Genomic DNA, 20,457 nt, shown 5'->3' on the forward strand with positions numbered 1-20,457 from the left:
CTTATCCATACATCGCTATTGATAAGAAGCGGCGAAAGTCGCGAGTGCCTTGAAATTTCCCGGAGCGATGGTCGAGCTGCTTTTGATATAGCGTGCGATCAGCGAAATATCGAGCACGCCGGCCGCCGTCGACGCGCTCACCACCCAATGGTTTTTCGTGGCGGCAAGCGCCGAATCCGGACCGAACGAGAGCGCGTTGACGCGATTGAGTATTTGCACGCCACCGCCCTTCGCCGTCGACGATGCCTACGCGCTGAGCTATCGGACACGTTCGACGGGTTGTGCTGTCCGTCTGCGTCATGGCAACCTTGGTGCCGGCGGCGCAGTTGAGACGGATATTGAGCTCTGCGATCCGCCGTGCTGCCGACGGCCGAGAACTGGTTCATGGTGAGGAGCGGCAATTCGACGGTGATGTTCTTCGAACCGGCATCGATCGAACAGGTCGGGAAGACGATCGCGGAGTCAGGGGTAATGTAGTGGTCAGCTGTAACCGTTGTGATGCACGGGCCGGCGAAGGAAACCGTCATGTTTGGGAGATTGATCAATCCGCCCGCCCCGACGGAGCCGGTTACGACCTGACATTTTCGGCCTGAGGTTCTCAGTGGTTATGCGTTCGATGCGCGTTCCACGGATCTCTGCTTTCGTTCCCAATTGCACATCTGCACGAATGATTCCCAGCCCGCGCAGGGGAAACGCGGTACAAAGAGCTAGCGAACCTGGCTCTCGCCTTGATTAGCGGACATACGCTGCACATCGTTGAGCGCTTCCCTCACTCCTCGCACCACGCATTTCGACTCCACCGACAAATACCCCGTGGTCGTCTCAGTCGGCTTCGGCAGCGCGTAGCTGATGCGGCACATCTCGAGCGGCCCCGCGCCCCACGTCACGCTCAGCACGCCGGTGTCTTCCAGGCCGCGCGCGAAGATCCGGCTGTCCTGCCCGACCACGCCCACCGATTTTCCCGATGCATCCTCGACGCTCGCGCCAAACGGCAGCCCGCCGCCGCCGAGCTTCGGCGCGCGGATCAGCGCCGCGCGTCCGGTGACTGTGTCGTACTTGAGCATCACCACAGAGCCGTAGCGCGGCGCGACCTGCGCGGAGGTCGACTTGAACTCGACGTCCGTCGACGTGCCCTTCGGGTCGATGTCGACGGTGTTCATGCTGTACGGCGACAAGTACGGAATCACCGCGTAGCCGCGCGAATCGACCTTCGTACCCGGTGCACTCGACAAGTTCGCGCCCTTAGCCGCCGGCGCTTGGACGATGCCGAACGTATCGCCGACCGTCTGCGAAAACGTGACGCCGCCCGGATGCGCGACGATCGAGCCCTGCACGCCCGCCGACGCCTGATGCGTGCCGCTGCCACCGCCCGCCGACGCGTTGAACGTCGCATATGGCGCGCGGTACGTGCCGCTCGCGCCGGTGTTGCCAGTGTTGTTCGACCCGCCCGTGTTGTAGGTGCCGTAGCCGTTGTACGAGAACTGGTTGAACTCGCCGAGCGAGCCGCTCACGTTCGCCTGCGTGTTGGTGCCGCTGACAGACTTGTGCGTGACGTTGGTGGTCAGCGTCGGCGCATGCGACGAGCGGCCGAGCGGCAAGGTCAGGCTCAGCATATAGTCGTTCGACATCTCGCCGTCCATCGTGCGCGAGCGACCGGCGGACACGCTGTAGGTACCGTACTTGAAGCCGTTCGTGTAGCCCGCCTGATACAGCGTATCGGTGCCGCTACGATTCCAGTAGTTCTGCGACGACCCCGTCACGAACACCGAACCGCTCTGGCCAAGCCGCTGGTTGACCGTCACCTGCACGCGGTTGCGCTGGCGAAAGAGCGCGTCGGTGTCGCCGCCGCGTTTCGCGATGTCGTGCACCGTGGCGGCATCGCTCAGGTTCAGGTAACCGGACGTTGAAAAGCGGTACGCGGCGACAGCGACGTTCGTGTCGGTCGGCGTGAAGAGCTTGCTGTAGCCGAGCCGGAAACTCGTGCCCGTCATCGAATCCTGAGTGGGCACGTTTGTCTGCGAGCCGGTCACGTCGAACGAGAACGCGCCGGCTTTCGTGTTCAGTGCGGCGCCGAGGTTCAGCGCGCCGTAGCCGGTCGCCGCGATCGCGCCGCCGTATGCGGTGATCGCGTTGGTCAGGCCGCGCTGGAGCGTGAACTGGCCGAACATCGGCGTCTCATCGAGTGAGTCGTTGCGAAGCTGGCCGGCCGTCGCACTGAAACGCGTGACGCCGGGTCGCAGCAATTGCGCGACCGACGCGAACGGCACGGTGAACGTCTTCGTGCGCCCGTCGGATTCCGTGACGGTGACGACCAATTCGCCGCCGTAGCCGGTCGAATAAAGGTCGTTGATCTCGAACGGACCAGGCGCGACGTTCGTCTCGAGCAGCACCTGTCCGTTCTGGCGAATCGTCACGCGCGCATTCGATTCGGCGGTTCCGCGCACAACCGGCGCGTAGCCCCGCAGCGATTCAGGCAGCATGCGGTCGTCGGTTGCGATCTGCGCGCCGCGGAACGAGACGCTGTCGAAAATTTCGCCCGTGGTGTAGGTATCGCCGAGGGTCACTTGCGCGCGCAGCTTTTCGACATCGCGCTGCACGTAAGTGGCGATGTTGTCGAACTGGGTTGCCTGTCGCGTCGACGAAGTCACGGACGACTGATGCCGCAAATGCCACGCGCCGAGGTTCACGCCGGCGTTCATGCCGAGATAGCTCTGCGTCGAATCGATGCCCGAGCCGCCGGTGCGGTATGTGTTCGCGTTGTAGCTGAAGAAGCCTGCGTTGACGCCCTCGTCCCACAGTTCCGGTGACACGAAGCCGCGCGCCGAATTGCGCATGTACGCTTGCGGCACGCTCACTTCGAGACGCTGTTCCTCGAAGTCGAAGTTCGCGCTTGCACCGGGGACCAAGCTACCGAGGTCGCCGCAGATTTCGGCGTCAGGCGTGGCGGGCGAGGTGCGTCCCGCGGCTGCATCGGCTTTCGGGAGGTCGACACCGGCGCGTTGCAACAGCGCACGGCTGAAACACGGATGCGCGGTGGGACTCGCACCGCTCGCGACGAAGCGAATCTCCTCACGCGCAAAGCGCGACCCGTTGACCAGTATCTCGACGACATACGTCCCCGGCGCAACCGTATTGCCACGCGCGAACCGGTTCACGTCGACCGTCTGGCCGCCTTGCGAGTGCAGGAAGGTATTGTCGAACTGAACCTGCTCGACCGCGCCCGACTGCGACGTATCCGATTCCGATTCCTCGGCAAGTGCGTGCGACACGGCGGCGCAAGCGGTCATCGTCAGCACGAGTGCGGCGAGCGGTCTTAGGCGCAGCGCGAAGGCTTTCTGACTGGAACGGGCGTGTGCGGGGTTCTTCATGATTCAAGCCTGCAGAGATTCGGTCGTGATCAGGCGCGAGTTGTCCCGGCGGGCTGCCTGAAGGCAGTCCGCGGCGAAAATGCGCTAGGGATTTCGATGCACCCTGAAGGGATCGGGCGCGTTCAGGTCCGCCGTCGATGCGGTGAACGCTGGATAGATGTGCCGGCTATTCGGCGAGCATTGCCTCGTTCGGCAACGCGCCGCCGTAATCGCCGATCGCGATGTATTTCACGTGCGCGCCAGCGGGAACGGCGGTGAGGCCTTTGATCGGAAACACCGCCGTGCTCTTCGGCTTGACCATGCCGCCGAATTCATTCTTGTAGGTCTGGCTGCCGCTCACGACATCGATCTCGCTGAACGATACGTGATACGCGGAGGAATTCGTCGCGCTCACCGCATAGCCCTTCTTGTCCTCCGAAGGGACGATCTTCCACGCCAGGTCCTTGGCCGCTTGCTCCGGAGACCCCGCCAATCCCTTGGGACGCGCGAAAACCTTGATGCGTGTGCGAAACGCGAATTGCAGCGTGTTCACGTCCGGGGACTCCTTCGCCTTCGGCGGCACGTCGAGCACGTTGAGCCAGAACACCGACTCTCGATCCTGCGGCAACGCATCACCCGTGTACATCATGCGCAGCGTTTGCGACTTAGAGCCGTCCATCCGGAAGATCGGGGGCGTCAGTACAAAGGGAGCGCCACCTTCCTCGGGTTTCGCGCTGGCGTTGCCTTCGTCCATCCACACCTGGACGAGCGCCGGATCGGTGCGATCATTTTGCAGTTTGACTGTCACCTCACGATTTTCAAGGGGGTACACGATCCGCGTTCCGCTGATCGTCACACTCGCCATTGCACTGCCGGCGATCAACGCACCCGCGATGCCCAGCGCGCAGGCAATCCGTCTAACCAACGTCATCATGTAGCTCCTCGAAAACCTGTCTCTAAATTCGATCAAAAAAAACAGGCACCCGCGCCTGCGCGGGTGCCTGTCTATACAACTTACTGATATTGCATCGTGTACTGGACCGACGTGCTGACCGGGCCGGCCGTTGCCACGCCGGTAGCGTAGTACTCGGCGAAATACTTCAGGTCTGCTTTGCTCGTGACGATTGCGGCGCCATTGGTACTGAGGTCGTTGTTGGCACTAGTCACGACGTTGATCGGCTGAAGCGAAGCGTTCAGCAGACGAACCTGAACGTTCGTCGCTGCGCCAGCGTCCACGGATTGATTCTTGAGGTAGCCGTTGCTCTGGTCAATGGTCGGGCCATTTTCGAAGTGTGCGATGGCCTTCGTTGCGCCGGCGCTGCAGCCCGTCAGAGCAAAGGTGAGGTCGGTCGCCGCCGACGTACCAGCGGTCGCGCCGCTCGAACCGAGCGCACGGCTGGACACCGTCGGTAGCGTGACAGCCTTATTGCCTGCACCCGTCGCTTGCGCATCGATCGAACACGTGGTGTCCGACACCGCGCCAGTGAAGGTGATCGTGCCGTCGGCTGCTTGTGCACCCGTCGAGGCAACAGCGATAGCGCCGAGAACCGCAACGCCGGACAGATTGGAGAGGAAGGATTTCATGGCTATTCCAGAAAACAGAGAAACTACAAAGATAGGAGCGCAGCCAAATACCTCTTCGCCTCGACCGTTGCTGAGAAGGGTCTGCGTTGGCGGCTGCGTTATCTGAATATTAAAGAAGTCCTACAGGAAAACACTGAGACGATTCTTAATCGCGAGTCAAGGGCGGGTAGGTCGGGGGAGCTGGCGGGGCGCGAGGCCGTTGTACGCGCGCTTTGCCCTTGCACGTACCATTGTTCGTCGCCGATCTCGGCTGTGCGGTGAGGCGCCGCATGCTTCCGGTGCCATGTATGCATTAGTTCCCGTTCGCAGGACCTTGACGCCAGCCGCGGGCGCTATTTACGACGAGTAGTCGTTCGTACCGCTCCAACTTAATCGAGACGAACGAATTCGCTTATGTATCGCCCGCTTTTATCTGGGGTTCTCCTTATATCTTCGATTTGATTCAAACTTCAGTAGTGGTTCGCCATTTGGCGTGTCACTGAACCGGTTGGCGGCGGTGGCGCAGCTTGTGTCTCCTGCGAGTCGTTGAGCGCGGATCACAGCTCAAGGCGTGTCACGGCTGCCTCGTTTAACGCCATCCCGAGTGGTTGATTGATTTCATTTCGTATCTGTAAGGCTGGGAGCCGATGAACACTATGAGCCAACCGGTTTTTGTATCGATGTAGCGAAGGACAGCGTCGAGGTGTGCTGCTCGGACGCCTCGAGCCATTCGTTCGACAACTCTGAAGCCGGACACGCGAAGCTACTGCGCTGGCTCAGATGCAAGACGCCAGCACTTGTCATCCTTGAAGCCACTGGCGGCTACAAGCGTGCACGTGCTGTAGCGCAGGCCAGTGCAGGTCCGTCCGTGTCGGTCATCAATCCGCGTCAGGCGCGCGATTTTGCGCGTGCCATGGGCAGGCTGGCCAAGACCGACCGGCTTGATGCGCGCGCATTGGCCGAATTTGCCGCTGTCCTGCATGCGCAGGGCCGTCAGCCTCGCCCGCTGGCCAGCGAAGAACAGCGTGAACTCGTCGCACTTGTCGCCCGCCGACGGCAACTGGTCGGCATGCTGGTAGCCGAGCGTCGGCGACTGGCGGTGGCCCACGAGCGTGCCCGCGCAAGCATCGAGGCGATGATCGAGGCCCTGCTCAGCCAGCTGGCCGACGTCGATGCTGACGTACAGCATGCTCTACACGAGCGCTACGCCGATCTATCGAGCCTGCTGCAATCGGTAAAGGGCGTAGGATTAACCACGGCCAGCACGCTGATCGCCGAGTTGCCCGAACTGGGTCGCCTGACGCGAAAGCAGATCACCAGTCTGGCCGGGCTTGCGCTAATCAATCGCGATTCGGGCACCCTGCGCGGTCAGCGCCACATCTTCGGCGGGCGCGCCAGTGTGCGCCGCGTGTTGTACGTCGCCGCCCTGGTCGCCACGTGATTCAATCCGCTTATCCGCGCCTGCTATCAGAGGCTACTCGCTGCCGGTAAGCCCAAAAAGGTCGCGCTGGTTGCATCCATGCGAAAGCTGCTCATCACGCACAACGCCATCGCACGCACTGACGAACGTTGGCAGCCAGATTTCAACTGCGCGTGACATGGTGTATCTCAAGATAATTGCTGTGCGGTCGCCCAATGCTCGATCCGCTCGACTCTCATGATGCTTTGCTTTTAGGTGACTTTCCCCCTTGGCTTTGGCAACCACGTTCGGGGGTACCAATTGCCTGTCGCTGCGTGCTCACTCTTTGCTCTTTTCTTATTGCGAGCGGCAAAGACCTTTGCGTATTCGCGACGACTGGTTCATTCAGCGTCCTGGCCATGGCGCCGGCTTTCTCCGCCGACTCCTCACCCTTGTGGTAATCCAAAGTGCAGCAAGGGCACGAATGCAGCTCACTCGAACCGGCATACATTTTCGAGGGCACGCGGAAGGGTCGTGATCCATGTTCCGAGGAGTTATCTGGGTCGACTCGAATACTTCATGCCGAGTGAATGAGTTCTCGAAGATATCCATTCGACGCGCAGCTATGTGGGTGGGCTATAGGCTCTCGTCCGGCGCAGCGCCCGATTACATCGGTGAAGCGCGCATCTGTCCGCAATCTGTCGAGATCTTCGCACGCTCGTCCCGCTCGCACGTCAGACCGCAGACCCGTGCTCATCCAATCACTGGCAGTCGAAGTTCCAGACGATATCCCCCGACAAGCGCGGGCGCGAGGACGAGCACGTTTCCATCGCGCTAAACGTTCATCACGCTGCAAAAGACGTGAAGCGCACCCTGCAGGCATCGGACGGGAGCTTCGGAAGAGAGAACTTTATGCGCATAAAGCCTGCCTCTAAATCACCGTCTGTTGCTCCTCGCCTCAAAAGTGACAAGCGACGCACGACGACTTTATGCGCATAAAGCTTGGCCGATCGGCTAATTTCAATGACATTTTAGCTACGCGTTCGTAAAACTCATATTTAGCGATGTAAAATTCGGTAGCCTTGAAAATTACGGAGTAAAACAACGTGGCAGCGGAAATCATTGCGATCACGCAGCAGAAGGGCGGCGTCGGGAAGAGCACCATCGCCATGCATCTGGGGGCCGCCTTCCATGAAAGGAAGAAGCGCGTGCTGGTAGTCGATGCCGACGGGCAAAACACGCTTATCCATTGGGCCAGTGCCGCCTCCGATGGCTCAAGCGGCATTCCGTTTCCCGTCGTCAACCTGTCAGAAGCGGGCGGTCAAATCCATCGTGAGATCAAGAAGTTCGTTAACGACTACGACATCATCGTCGTGGACTGCCCCCCGTCGATCACCGAGAAAGTCTCCGGAGTTGTGCTGCTGGCCGCCACGGTCGCCGTAATACCGACGTCGTCGTCACCGGCCGACTACTGGTCGAGCGTCGGCTTAGTCAAGTTGATACAGCAGGCGCAGGCGATGAACGAAGATCTTCGCGCCGTATTCCTGCTCAACAAGACCGAAGAAAAGCGGATGTTGACGCGCGAACTAAAAGTCGCGCTAGAGGAATTGGGCTTCCCGCTCTTAAAAACGCAGATTCCAACACGAGAGTGCTACAAGCAAGCGATGGCGCTTGGACAGACCGTGCTCCAAATGAGTGATCGAGGCGCTCGTCTCGCGGCAACGGAAATCCGCTCATGCGCTGGCGAAATTCTCGCCATGCTCCCCTGACTTTATGCGCATAAAGGTCCCTAATGAAACCGTCTCAGTTCGCCAAAGGCTTCAAGGCCCGCCCCGATACTACGAGCAGTGAAAAACGAACGGCCCTCGATCGGCTGAATGCAATCGATGGCATCGTAAGTAACGATCACTCGAACCTGCCGGCAGCCAATGGCCGCTCCAGCGCATTTACCGACGACGACAAGCAAGAAGCCACACTCGGCCCGGAGTCCGAGGACTATAAGACCTGGCGGCGTGCAAACCGCTATGTGCCGGGTCAGATCATCGAATTGCCTTTGAAGGCGATCAAACCGAGTCCATTCAATCCGCGCCACTTTTATCTAAAGGCGTCGATAGCGGAACTGGCCGTCAATTTGGCCAAGCAGGGGCAGCAGCAGGCCATCCACGTCATTCCTGACTATGAACGCGCCGGCACGTTCTTCGTCAGCGATGGCGGACGACGCGTGCGAGCACTGAAAGAAGCAAACAAGGAGACGGTGAAGGCAGTCGTCGTCGATTTGCCGATAGGGATCGAGAGCTATAAGCTCGGCTACGATCTAAACGTGCAGCGCGATTCACAGACCGTGTTCGACAACGCCGTCGTGTGGAAGCGCTTTCTCGACGCTCAGCACTTCCAGAGCCAGCGCGAACTCGCTGACCATCTCGGTCTCGATGAATCAACCATTGCAGTGGCGCTATCGGTCGCGAAGCTGCCGGAAAACGTGATGCACGAAATGGTCGCGAGGCCCGATCGCTTCGGGTCAAACATGGCTTATCAAGTGACCCGCTACCACACCGCGCGGGGCACCGACGCCACGCTGCGCCTCATCAACAAAATCGTCTCGGACGATCTGAGCACGCGGCAGGTCGCGGATATCGTGAAGGGGCGTGCCACTGCGCAAGAGGCGCCTAAGCCGGCCGGGCGGCAACGCTACGCGCAACGCATGGAAATCAAGCTCGAGGGCATTGCTGTTGGTGATCTGAAATCCTACGGCGACGATCGTCTGGAATTGCGCCTTCGCGGCTTGTCGAAGGAAAAGCGCGATGAGTTGCTTCACCAGATCGAGGAAATGCTGCAATCCGGTGTTGCAAAGCGGTAAGCAGAAAACGCGCCGCCCGCTCAAGCGGCGCGAGATTGATTGAGCGTAAAGGCCAGCAAATCGCCGTCGGTGGGCTCGCCCCACGTCTTGCGCGCGAGCCAATCGAAGAAAGAAGTTTCCACGAGCTTCGAATCCAGGCCGCGCTTGCGCCAGTCGTCACGCATATGCGTGCCGAGTTCAGGCAGCACATCTTCCTCGAACGTCTGACGTGCCAACTCCCGCTCCTCCTCACCTTGCTCGTCGTAAAGCGCACGGGCTTCCTTGCGTCGGTGGGCCGAAAACTCGCTCAGCAGTCGCGCTTTGAGGTCGTCCGCCGGCGCACCGTTGTTGCGCGTAGACGCAGGCGCCGCCGGTGGCAGCGCTTCGACGGGCGGCGCATAACCCTTCTTCAATGCGTCCTTGAAAAGCGCCGCCGCGCTACGCACGGCGGGGAGCGACGTGCTTCTCATACGCTGCTCGGTCATTTGCAGCGCAGCCCGGATCCGATTTTCCTCACTGTCTGCGTAGAGCGTCTGAGCGTCCTTCAGCGGAATGCCGATCTTCACCATGCGGTCGACGAGCGTGCTGTCGAATACATTGGGATGCTCGTCGAGCGCTAGCATCGGCTGCTTTTTCTCCGTGACGCGGAACTGGATCTCCGCCACGCGGCGCCCCTCGCGGTGTTCGATCAATTCGACGAAAATGTTCGTCACCGCGTTCACTTCGGCAATCGCCGGACGCAAATAATCGCGCTTGAAGTACTTGTACTCGCGCTTAGCCTCGTCGCCGGCTTCGGTATCGGGCGTCCCGGACAGGATCGGCCGCCACCATTCCCACGTCTCGCGCATCGTCAGATGACTTGGATTCGTGAGATAGCGAACGCAGATTTCGTACAGCGCGAGCCCGGCGCTGCTGCGTAATTGGCTCTGGAATTGCAGACTCAGGCGGGCGTACTGAACCGGATCGAGCAGCTTTTTCTTGATCTTCGGCGCGAACGAGAATTCGACCCACACGCGGCGCGTCGCCGGGTCTTCGAGAATTTCAGCGTCGGCGATGAGCGTCGAAATACCCCATTTGCGACCAGGCTTCTGACTCGACGTGCCCGTACTCCATTCGACCTGCACCGACACCATTCGCCGCAGATGCTCCTTGACGAGGGCCGTATCGTTCGAATCAAAAGCAGAGTTCGCGACGATGTCCGACAATAACGCGCGATAGGTATCGCCCGACTCATCGGCCTGCTGGGCAACCGCGAGCAATACGTTGAAGAGCTTGCGCGTCAACAGCGTGATCTTGCCGCTCTTCGGCTGTATCGCGATGGCCTCAACGGCCTTGCGCAGCTCCGCCGAACTGGGGCTGACTACATCGGTTTTCTTTGCGCGCTTCGTTGCCATGCGTCGGATCAGGAGGATTTTGCGACGAGGATACTGATTGCGGTGAAGGCCGTCTATAGGGTCACCCTCACCCTACAGCGGTGAAGCGTGCGACGTACTCACAGCTCACTGCGGTGCGCTCCCGAAAACGCTCACCACTCACCGTTGGAGCGTATCTCATATAGCCAAGTGGCATGCGGGTAAACGGAGCGCGAGAAAATGCAGTGCGTTAACTTCGAACGATGCAGGCTCCCGAAAAGCCTCACCGAAAAAAATTCTTGGGTACGAGTAACGTTTGTGGCATCGAAACGCCGGTCGGCGACGACGTATTTTTGGCGTTCGGTGCGCTAGAGAGCGCGCGACTTAAATCCTGGGTGCGAGTTTTCGCTTCTCAAGGGGAACATTGGTCCCGTAAAACCTCACCGAAGCACATGAGATTACCTTCTGGCTCCGTGCATAGCGGATGACGCGCCCAAAGAAGAGGGAGGCAAGCTCCCGAAAAGTCTCACCTCACCCCGCCTACCTTCAGCGCAAAGCCGTTGGCATTGCGGATGAGGGTCCTGAAAAGCCTCACCTTTGCCCGATACCCTTCGAAAATCTCTTTTTTAGGAGACGTTTGGCCCGACCACATTGGCTACTACTCCCGAATAACCTCACCTCGAGCTCGTCACGCTCAAACTTTGTGCGATTGCCCTTACGCAGATCCATTCCCGAAAAAGCTCACCGCCCCGAACATCTGCCGCGAGCCCGCTCCTCCAGTCGATTGATTTAATTGACTATTTGCCGCCCATTGTCCGATATGTACAGCCGAGACTGCGTCCTTCGCAAGACAGGGGCTTTACGGTCTCCCGAAAATACTCACCATACAATCGAGAAATGCGGCTTAGTCGACGCTTCAAAGGCAAGATGCACCTCCCGGAAAGACTCACCTTTGGGCAAAATTCGCGCAAACCACCCGTATTCCAGCGCCCACGCGTCTTCGCTAACCCTTGAATGGACGACAAATAAACGATGAGTCCCGATTTCCCTCACCTTTCGGGCAAACGACCCCGGCTTCGCAGCGCATCGTTCCCGAAAAAGCTCACCCAATCGGTGCTTTGACGCCCGTAAAGTCTCACCTATCGGTAATAAGTACTTGTTCGGCGTGATTTTCTTTGGCCTTTTTGTGCCCCTGATAGCGCTCACCCATCCCGTGCGAGACATCCGGTGCCGGTCCCTGGTGGATACGGCTCACCGCCGATCGATGTCCCGCAAAGCCTCACCTATCGCAAATTGTCGTCTCCCGAACCCGCTCACGATGTGTCCCGCATAACCTCACAGGTATCCCTGAACCTCGTCACCGCAAGCTCCCGGAGGAACTCACCTCGGCTCCTGAAAAGCTTCACCTGACTGCCCGCAAACGCCCGTCCGGTAAGGGTTTGCGAATGCGTTAACGTTTTTAACTAAGGTTCAAGGGTGTTTACTTCTAATGCTCTCAAGAGGAATCGGAGTGTCCCTACGAGAAGAACTACCCCATGAGATCGTGAAACATCTAACCGATATTTATCTACGGTCAAAAAATGAATATAATCAGTAGGTTACTCGGCGAAGTTCATTGTGTTTCACGGGCCGGTCGCAAGCCGCTAGAAAAAAACTCCCGAACATCGGCAATCCAGAGTACAGCAAGCGATTCTCTGAATACTCCGAGCAAACCGTCACGTCTGCTACGTAAAACGTTATGATCGCTCCGTTCCACCTTTCCAGAGCATCACTATGAACGACGAAGCCCGCGATCAATTACGCCGCGAAATCGAAGTGTTGCGTGCTTCTGGCGCGCGACGCCAAGAACTTTCGCAGCACGCCTGCAAGCGGCTCTTCTTCGATTTCGGCATCCGGCCGTCTATTGCCACGGTCCGTGAATTCACGCAGACGGGCAGCGCAAGCGATATTCCGAAAGACATCGACGCGTTCTGGACGCGCATCCGCGTCGCATCGCGTGTACGCATCGAAGGCGGTGCCATCCCGGAAGCGCTGCAGGAACGCGCGGGTGAGTTGCTCGGCCAGCTCTTTGCCGAAGCGCAGCAGTATGCTCGGGCATCGCTCGCAGCCGAGAAGGCGGAGATCGACGCCACCATCGATGCGTCCGAGGGTCGATTGCGGGATGCCGACGCGCGCCGCGCCGCAATCGAGGAAGCGTTCCAGCGCAGCGAAGCCCGCGCGGAAGCCGCGGCCGCGCGCGTCGCATCGCTCGAAGCCGAACTGGCGGCGACGCGCGGGCAGGAATCCAGCGCGCACGACGGCTTGCAGGCCCTGATCGGCCGATTGGAGCGCGAAAACGACGCTTCGTCGAAGCGTCTGGAACAGGAGCAGGCGGCAAACGCAGCGCTACGCGATCGGCTTGACGCATTGCAGAGCGAATTGCGCCAGAACACCGAGCACTACGCCGGCCAGATTAAGGACGCCGTCAGCGAAGCCGAACGCCGCGTGAAGCCGATGCTCGTCGAACTTGATTCGCTGCGCACGATGTCCACGACTTATCAGGCGGGCGTGCGCGAAGCGAGCCAGAAAGAATTCGAGTTTATTCAACAACTTAGCGCGGCCAAGGCGCGGGGCGATCGATTCGAGGCGCAGGTGCGCAAGCAGTCCGATGAGATCGACGCGCTCGCGCACGAGCGCGACACATTAAAGGCGCGCGGTTCGATGAGCGAGGAAGTCGGCAGGACGCTTTGCGCGCTCGCCGCTCAGGGACGCCTGACGAATGACGAACTCGAGGCGCTCGGCACGCAGCTCGACGCACATGTCGGGCTGCCGTCACATTGTCCGGCCTGCGAAGCCGGCGAACCCGAGCTGTCACAACATGAGGACGAGTACGAGTTATCGTGTCCGGAGTGCGACCACACGTCCGGCGCGACATCGTCAAAACTCGCAGCGCTCGCGGGATTCAGTATCTCGGAGCGCGTCGAGTTGCCCTGAAAAAGCAAAGGTGAGGTTTTTCGGGAGCCGCTAAACAGCATCCTCATGGCCGCTTTCCCGCGCCCGCGCGATATCGCGCTCCCGTATTTCCTCACCCATCCACTGCTGCCATGCTCGATGCAGCCGATGCGACGAGATCGGCTGCTGAAAACCCAGCCACTGTCCGACGCGTTCCGGATCCGTGCCGCTCTCGAATAAATCGGCGGCGAAGGTATTGCGCAGCGTCTGCGGACTCGCCCGCGCGGCCCGCGACGCCGCGATACCCGACGCCTCGACGACCGCGTCGATGGCACGCAGCATTGTCGCTTTGTGCATCGGACGGCCAGACGGCGCGGCGGGAAACATCAGGTTGCCGGCCAGCCCGAGCGTCTTGCGCTCGCTAGTCCAGTTGTCAAAGAGGGCGATTGCGAACGGCGCGAGCCGCGTCTGCCTCGCGATCGCCGGGTTATCGGCATCCACGGTCAGCCACGGCTGGCCCCATACGTAGCAACTAACGGTCAATGCAGCGGCCTCACCGGTCTTCACGCCGCCACCAAGGAATGCGCCGACCAGCGCTCGATCGCGACGTTCACGCCAACGCTGCCCCGTCGACAAGTCCCCGATCGGCGAGAAAAGATGCGCCACCAGCAACGCGCGCTCGCCATGGGCGAGAAAACCGGTCGGCTCGTTTTCGCGTGCGTCGCGCCATGCCGCCGATCCGTCCTGCGCGATGAAGCGCGCAGGATTCGTCGATGCCATCTCGATCTCGCGCACATGATCGAGCACCCGCTCGATAAGGCGCAGATAGCGAACGCGCTGTGGCCGGCGGATGTCGAGTTGCGCGACGAACTGCTCGATCACGGGCCGCTCGACCGACTGAAGTGTCGTCCGCTTGGCCTTCAGCCATTCGAGAAAAAGTCCCCATTGCGCGCGATAAACATCCGCCGATGAAGCCCGGAATTCCTGCTGCGCGAGCCACGCATCGAACGCGATTTGGGGATTCGAGTGCCAGTCGTCGCGTTGTTGATCGAAGATATCGGAGTTGCTTGGCATGGGAGTCGTGCTCGCTTGGATTACGGTTAGTTGCTCACTAAGGGTCGGGGTTTCCTTCGCGTACGTCAAGCGTCTCTTGTACATGGTATGCGTCGTCGGCTACTGTCCCTTTAACGGTTGCCTTCCGACAGACGCAAAAAAACAAGGAGCGAGCCATGAGTGCGTTGCCCATCAGCGATGAACGCCGAGCGCGCGGACGGGCTGCGCGTCAGAAGGTGCCGCGCGGCACGCACGATTCGATCGGAAATGTCCATCGCGATCCTATTGAGCTTCTGAAGCGAAGCAGCGCCGGGCGCGTCGATGCGCTCGTTCCGCTGCGCTACGGCCGCATGTTGCCGTCGCCGTTCACGTTTTATCGCGGAAGCGCGATTCTCCAGGCGCATGACCTTGCGGGCACGCCGGACAGCGGCATCCATCTGCAAATCTGCGGCGACTGTCATTTGTCCAATTTCGGCGGCTTCGCGACGCCCGAGCGCGCGCTGATCTTCGATCTCAACGATTTCGACGAAACCGCGCCTGGCCCGTGGGAGTGGGACTTGAAGCGTCTGGTTGCGAGTTTCACGATCGCGGGCCGGCATCTCGGCCACGGCGATGTCGCCGCCGACGAATTCGCATTCCGCGCCGCAGAAAGTTACCGCACACGCATGCGCGAGTACGCGGAGATGGGCGTGCTCGACCTCTGGTACGAGCGCATCACGTTCGACCGGATGCACGACGCCGTGCAGACCGACGACGCGCGGCGGCGCATCAAGCGCGGCATGGAACGCGCGGCGCGCCGGACACACGAGACCATCCTGCCGAAACTGGCCGAGCAGACCGAAAACGAATGGCGTATCCGCGATGCCCCGCCGACCATTTTTCACATTCTTGGAAAGAATTCGCTCTTCAAACCCACCGACGACGTCATGACCCTCACCGCCCATCGCGATGAAATCCTTGCGCCGGTGATGAAGGAGTATTTCGCGTCGATGACATCGGAGCGCGCGGCACTTCTCGCGCAGTTTTCGATACAGGATCTGGTGTTCAAGGTGGTCGGCGTCGGCAGCGTCGGCACGCGCTGCATGGTGATCCTGCTGATCGATCCGCGCGGCAAACCGCTCTTTTTGCAAGTGAAGGAAGCGTCGAAATCGGTAGTCGCGATGTTTTTCAAGGGCTCGAAACACGATCCGAAGGCGCCGTCGCATGAGGGACGACGCGTCGTCCACGGCCAGCGGCTGATGCAGGCCGCAAGCGATCCGTTCCTCGGCTGGTCGACCGGGCCGCTCGGCCGCTCGCTCTATATGCGGCAGTTGCGCGACATGAAGATCTCGGCGGAACTCGAAACATTCGACGCCGATGCGTTTCGCGAATACGCCGCGATCTGTGGCTGGGGGCTCGCTCGCGCGCACGCGAAGTCAGGCGGCTGCGCGCTCGAGATCGCCGGCTACCTGGGCACCGGCCAGCGGATGGCGGACACGCTCGTGCGCTACGGCCGCGCGTACGCCGACCAAGTCGAAAAAGATTACGAGGTCTTCCGCGCGGCATGCCGCGATGGACGGCTGGAAGCCCGCTCCGATGCCGACATGGCAGCAGACTTCGCGCCGTAACGCTGCTTTTTAGTGCCCGACGGCGAGCGCCAGCTTCGGATGGCCGTGCCGCGCGGCCTGTTCGTACGCATCGACGGCGAATGCGAACACCGCCGGCAACGCGTCCGACGAACTGAAGTCGACGATATCGTCGGTTTGCGGGTAGGCGAAATCATCCGGACGCGCGAAGAGCTCGCGCAGCGCGGGCTCGTGTCGGCCGGCGAATCCGAGATCGGCGACGGCTTCCCCTTCGATCGCGTGCAGTAGACGCCAGCTCAGCGGCACTCCCTGCGCGATGTAGCGCGCGGCGATCTGGCGCGTAATGCGTTCCAGATCGCGCACTGCCCGGGCAAACTGCCTTTTGTTCAAATTCTCGCCATTCGAATTCATCTCGGTTCCCCTTCATGCGTTCTTTATAACACTGTACAAACATACAGTATTCGCCGCAATGAGAATAGGGTCGCGCTAGTCGCGCGGCGTGTATGTGCGATTCCGCCTACGTGCTTATCAGACGCGCACGGCTACGCGGAAACGGCGTAAAAGCGCATCGTAGAGTCATGCTTGGGGACCTCCCTGGCGAGGCGCGCAAAGCAGCACACGCAATGCCGACGCGATGAGCGACGCACTGTGAGCGCGCCAAAACCCGATGCACTTCAAGGAGATCGACGATGAACAAGGATCAGACGGATGGCGTTTTGAAGCAGGCGAAGGGCAAGGTCAACGAGGTGGTCGGCAAGGTGACCAATGACCCGGCGCAGGAAGCCAAGGGCGATCTGCAGCAGGCGGCCGGCAAGGTTCAGAAAGGCGTCGGCGATGCGCGTGAAGACCTGAAGGACAGCGTGAAGAAGCCGTAAATGGCGTTGGCCGCATGATACGGCCTGAAAAATCAGCGAGGCACGCTTTCAGCGTGCCTCGCTTTGTTTTGTCCTTGCGCTGCGCGTGCGGCCGGGCTCAAAACTTTATGCGCATCAAGTTTTCGCTGCTCCCGGCAGCGATCGGCTGCTCATACGTCGATCAGCCGTGTATCACGACGAGCAGCGCCTTTGCCTCCGACCTCCCGACATTGCGAATCGCATGCGGTTCATCCGCCGCGTAGCGCGCAGTTTCTGCAGATTTGATGCGCCTCGTTAAGCCCGAAGCGTCCAGTTCGATCGTTCCGTTGAGCACCGTCAAATGCTCTCGCGTGCCCGGCTCGTGCGCGTTCGAGACCAAAGCTCCGCCCGGCTGGAGCGTCAATTCGTACCATTCAAATTTGCCCGCCAGTTCGATCGGCCCCCAGACACGCAGTTGATACGCCCCATCGTCGCCGCTGAGCGTCGGGATTTCGTGCGGCCCGACCACGCGAATCGATTCCGTCTGCTTTTGTTGCGCGAACAATTGATCGAGGCTGATGCCGAGCGCGTTCGTCAGTCGCCAGGCGACGGCGATAGTCGGATTCGCCTTGTCCCGCTCGATTTCCGACAACATCGATTTGGATACGCCCGCCGCGCGCGATAAATCGTCGAGCGTCAACTTGCGTTCGTTGCGCATTCGCTGAATCTGCTCGCCGACGCGCGGCGGCGCCGCGACCGACGGCGGTGCAAGCGCGCCTGCCTTCTCTCTCGTGCCCGAACTTGCCATCGATGCTTCTATCCTTTACAGTATTTCGGTATATTGGAATTTCGTTCGAAATATCGAATATGTCCAGTGAGTCTGATCGACTATAACAGGGCTTGAGGCCCTGCGTAATCCACGCGCAGCAGACGAACCGCAACCGAACATAAGAAGAGTCCACGATGAAAGAGCGTTATCTGTCCCACGTGCGGGCGACGATCGATGAGATCCGCGCCGCTGGCTTCTACAAGACCGAGCGGGTGATCGCGAGTCCGCAATCGTCGGACATCCGGCTCGCCGACGGCAACGAGGTCCTGAACTTCTGCGCGAACAATTACCTTGGCCTGGCCGACGACCGGCGTCTGATCGACGCGGCGAAGGCGGGCCTCGACGAGGACGGCTTCGGCATGGCGTCAGTGCGCTTCATTTGCGGGACGCAAAGCGTTCACAAAACGCTCGAAAAGGCGCTCGCCGATTTCCTGCAAACCGACGACTCCATCCTGTATTCGAGTTGTTTCGATGCGAACGGCGGCTTGTTCGAAACCTTGCTCGGCGAAGACGACGCGATCATCAGCGATGAACTGAACCACGCGAGCATCATCGACGGCGTGCGGCTTTCGAAGGCGAAGCGCCTGCGCTACAAGAACAACGACCTCGCCGATCTCGAAGCGAAATTGCAGGAAGCCGACGCCGCCGGCGCGCGCTTCAAACTGATCGCGACCGACGGCGTATTTTCGATGGACGGCATCATTGCCGACCTCGCCGGCGTCTGCGACCTTGCGGATCGCTACGGCGCGCTCGTCATGGTCGACGATTCGCACGCGGTCGGCTTCATCGGCGCGAACGGACGCGGCACGCCCGAGCACTGCGGCGTGCTCGACCGCGTCGACATCATCACCGGCACGCTGGGCAAGGCGCTTGGCGGCGCATCGGGCGGGTATGTCGCGGCGCACAAGGAAGTCATCGAATTGCTGCGGCAGCGCAGCCGGCCCTATCTCTTTTCGAACACGCTTGCGCCGAGCATCGCGGCGGCGACGCTAAAAGTACTCGAATTGCTATCGAGCGACGAAGGCAACACGCTTCGCCAGCGTGTTCACGAAAATGGACAACGCTTTCGCTCGGCGATGAGCGCGCTCGGCTTCACGCTCGTCCCAGGCGATCACCCGATCATCCCCGTCATGCTCGGCGACGCCCAACTCGCATCGAAAATGGCCGATGCATTGCTCGACGAAGGCGTCTACGTGATCGGCTTCTCCTTCCCTGTCGTGCCGAAGGGCCGCGCGCGCATCCGCACGCAGATGAGCGCGGCACATACGCCCGAACAGGTGGAGCGCGCGATCGATGCGTTCGCGCGCGTCGGGCGCAAGCTCGGTGTGATCTGAGGCGGCGATCCGGCGGCCCCAAAAAACTTGATGCGCATAAAGTTTCGCCTCCAGGCCCCGCGCATCGCTATGGAAACCACGCGCCGACTGCGCTAAAGGATCATCAATGAAAGCACTAGCAAAACTCGAACGCGCGCCGGGCCTCACGATGACGCGCGTGAAGCGGCCCGAAGTCGGGCATAACGACGTACTGATTCGCATCCGGAAGACGGCGATCTGCGGCACCGACATCCACATCTGGAAGTGGGACGAGTGGGCGCAGAAAACCATCCCCGTGCCGATGCACGTCGGCCATGAATATGTCGGCGAAATCGTCGAAATGGGGCAGGAAGTGCGCGGCTTCGCGATCGGCGACCGCGTGTCGGGCGAAGGGCATATCACGTGTGGCTTCTGCCGCAACTGTCGCGCGGGGCGTCGTCATCTGTGTCGAAATACAGTTGGCGTCGGTGTCAATCGCGAGGGCGCGTTCGCCGAATATCTCGTGATTCCCGCGTTCAACGCGTTCAAGATTCCGGCGGACATTTCCGACGATCTCGCCGCGATCTTCGATCCCTTCGGCAACGCGACGCATACGGCGCTTTCGTTCAACCTCGTCGGCGAGGACGTGCTGATTACAGGCGCCGGCCCCATCGGCGTGATGGCCGTCGCGATTGCTCGGCACGTTGGCGCGCGCAATGTCGTTGTCACCGATGTCAACGATTACCGGCTCGAACTCGCGCGCAAGATGGGCGCGACGCGCGCGGTGAATGTCGCGAACGAGAATTTGCGCGACGTGATGAGCGAACTCGGCATGACAGAAGGATTCGACGTCGGGATGGAAATGTCCGGCGTGCCGAGCGCGTTCACGGCGCTGCTCGAATCGATGAATCACGGTGGCAAGGTCGCGCTGCTCGGTATTCCGCCGGCGCAGACTGCGATCGACTGGAATCAGGTGATTTTCAAAGGGCTTGAGATCAAGGGAATCTACGGCCGTGAGATGTTCGAGACCTGGTACAAGATGGTCGCGATGCTGCAAAGCGGCCTAGATCTTTCGCCGATTTTGACGCACACCTTCCCCGTCGACGACTACGAGCGTGCGTTCGCGACGATGCTTTCGGGGAACAGCGGCAAGGTCGTGCTCGACTGGACGGCGGCCTGAGTGACGCGCGGCGGGGGGCCGCTCGAAGCGCCTAGCGGGCAAAGGCGCCTGCCGGCCTTAAGCGGCCGCCGGTTTCAAGTGTCCGAAGACCCGCGCGGCGAAGTGTCGAGCGCCCGAAGTCTCAAACGCCTGAAGTCTCAAGCGCCCGAAGGCCCAGGCGCCCGAAGTCGCAAGCGCCCGAGTCCCGAAGGCACAAGCAACCCGAAGGCACAAGCAACCCGAAGGCACAAGCAACCCGAAGGCACAAGCAACCCGAAGGCACAAGCAACCCGAAGGC

At 60.5% G+C, this 20,457-nt stretch carries 15 protein-coding genes and 1 pseudogene; 8 read left to right on the plus strand and 8 right to left on the minus strand.

Annotation, left to right across the window (positions count from 1 at the left end; genetic code table 11):
• Positions 1–15: 15 nt before the first annotated feature.
• From AWB67_RS22370 to AWB67_RS22385, 4 genes are all read right to left on the minus strand, one after another.
• On the minus strand, positions 16–219 hold the full coding sequence (locus AWB67_RS22370; protein WP_087658416.1) for a fimbrial protein: 204 nt from the start codon (positions 217–219) through the stop codon (positions 16–18).
• A gap of 488 nt (positions 220–707) precedes the next feature.
• Complete coding sequence (locus AWB67_RS22375; RefSeq protein WP_087658417.1) at positions 708–3,368, minus strand: fimbria/pilus outer membrane usher protein; 2,661 nt, start codon at positions 3,366–3,368, stop codon at positions 708–710.
• Between the two features lie 166 nt (positions 3,369–3,534).
• Positions 3,535–4,281, minus strand: a complete 747-nt coding sequence (locus AWB67_RS22380) for a fimbrial biogenesis chaperone (RefSeq protein WP_327366314.1) — start codon at positions 4,279–4,281, stop codon at positions 3,535–3,537.
• A gap of 80 nt (positions 4,282–4,361) precedes the next feature.
• Positions 4,362–4,931: a fimbrial protein gene (locus AWB67_RS22385; protein ID WP_087658418.1), complete on the minus strand. Its 570-nt coding sequence runs from the start codon at positions 4,929–4,931 to the stop codon at positions 4,362–4,364.
• A 616-nt stretch (positions 4,932–5,547) separates the two neighbouring features.
• Here AWB67_RS22385 and AWB67_RS22390 point away from each other — a divergent pair.
• The 3 genes and pseudogenes from AWB67_RS22390 (at position 5,548) to AWB67_RS22400 (ending at position 9,166) form a co-directional block, all read left to right on the plus strand.
• Positions 5,548–6,507, plus strand: a pseudogene (locus AWB67_RS22390) (IS110 family transposase).
• Positions 6,508–7,415: 908 nt separating this feature from the next.
• Positions 7,416–8,078, plus strand: coding sequence for a ParA family partition ATPase (gene parA, locus AWB67_RS22395; RefSeq protein WP_087658419.1), 663 nt, complete (start codon positions 7,416–7,418; stop codon positions 8,076–8,078).
• A gap of 23 nt (positions 8,079–8,101) precedes the next feature.
• Positions 8,102–9,166: a ParB/RepB/Spo0J family partition protein gene (locus tag AWB67_RS22400; protein ID WP_087658420.1), complete on the plus strand. Its 1,065-nt coding sequence runs from the start codon at positions 8,102–8,104 to the stop codon at positions 9,164–9,166.
• A 20-nt stretch (positions 9,167–9,186) separates the two neighbouring features.
• On the opposite strand, the gene AWB67_RS22405 is transcribed toward AWB67_RS22400, so the two are convergent.
• Positions 9,187–10,539, minus strand: a complete 1,353-nt coding sequence (locus AWB67_RS22405; RefSeq protein ID WP_087658421.1) for a replication initiation protein — start codon at positions 10,537–10,539, stop codon at positions 9,187–9,189.
• A gap of 1,731 nt (positions 10,540–12,270) precedes the next feature.
• Here AWB67_RS22405 and AWB67_RS22410 point away from each other — a divergent pair.
• Positions 12,271–13,470, plus strand: coding sequence for a DNA-binding protein (locus AWB67_RS22410; RefSeq protein WP_087658422.1), 1,200 nt, complete (start codon positions 12,271–12,273; stop codon positions 13,468–13,470).
• Between the two features lie 30 nt (positions 13,471–13,500).
• Here the strand turns inward: AWB67_RS22410 and AWB67_RS22415 are convergent, their stop codons facing one another.
• The gene (locus AWB67_RS22415) at positions 13,501–14,502 is read right to left on the minus strand and encodes a tyrosine-type recombinase/integrase (RefSeq protein ID WP_087658423.1); all 1,002 of its coding nucleotides are present in this window, start codon (positions 14,500–14,502) and stop codon (positions 13,501–13,503) included.
• Positions 14,503–14,657: 155 nt separating this feature from the next.
• On the opposite strand from AWB67_RS22415, the gene AWB67_RS22420 reads away from it, so the two are divergent.
• A complete protein-coding gene (locus AWB67_RS22420) occupies positions 14,658–16,088 on the plus strand; it encodes a DUF2252 domain-containing protein (RefSeq protein WP_087658424.1) in 1,431 nt (476 codons plus the stop codon).
• A gap of 9 nt (positions 16,089–16,097) precedes the next feature.
• Here AWB67_RS22420 and AWB67_RS22425 read toward each other — a convergent pair whose 3' ends face one another.
• The gene (locus AWB67_RS22425) at positions 16,098–16,457 is read right to left on the minus strand and encodes a DUF2471 family protein (RefSeq protein ID WP_087658425.1); all 360 of its coding nucleotides are present in this window, start codon (positions 16,455–16,457) and stop codon (positions 16,098–16,100) included.
• 278 nt (positions 16,458–16,735) lie between these two features.
• Between AWB67_RS22425 and AWB67_RS22430 the strand changes: the two genes are divergently transcribed.
• Complete coding sequence (locus AWB67_RS22430; RefSeq protein WP_087658426.1) at positions 16,736–16,921, plus strand: CsbD family protein; 186 nt, start codon at positions 16,736–16,738, stop codon at positions 16,919–16,921.
• Positions 16,922–17,081: 160 nt separating this feature from the next.
• On the opposite strand, the gene AWB67_RS22435 is transcribed toward AWB67_RS22430, so the two are convergent.
• Complete coding sequence (locus tag AWB67_RS22435; protein WP_374729841.1) at positions 17,082–17,699, minus strand: helix-turn-helix domain-containing protein; 618 nt, start codon at positions 17,697–17,699, stop codon at positions 17,082–17,084.
• Positions 17,700–17,842: 143 nt separating this feature from the next.
• Here AWB67_RS22435 and AWB67_RS22440 point away from each other — a divergent pair, with 143 nt between their 5' ends.
• A complete protein-coding gene (locus AWB67_RS22440) occupies positions 17,843–19,042 on the plus strand; it encodes a glycine C-acetyltransferase (RefSeq protein WP_087658428.1) in 1,200 nt (399 codons plus the stop codon).
• 106 nt (positions 19,043–19,148) lie between these two features.
• Positions 19,149–20,180: an L-threonine 3-dehydrogenase gene (gene tdh / locus AWB67_RS22445; protein ID WP_087658429.1), complete on the plus strand. Its 1,032-nt coding sequence runs from the start codon at positions 19,149–19,151 to the stop codon at positions 20,178–20,180.
• Positions 20,181–20,457: the final 277 nt, after the last annotated feature.

Source organism: Caballeronia terrestris (assembly GCF_001544515.1).
GTDB lineage: Bacteria > Pseudomonadota > Gammaproteobacteria > Burkholderiales > Burkholderiaceae > Caballeronia > Caballeronia terrestris.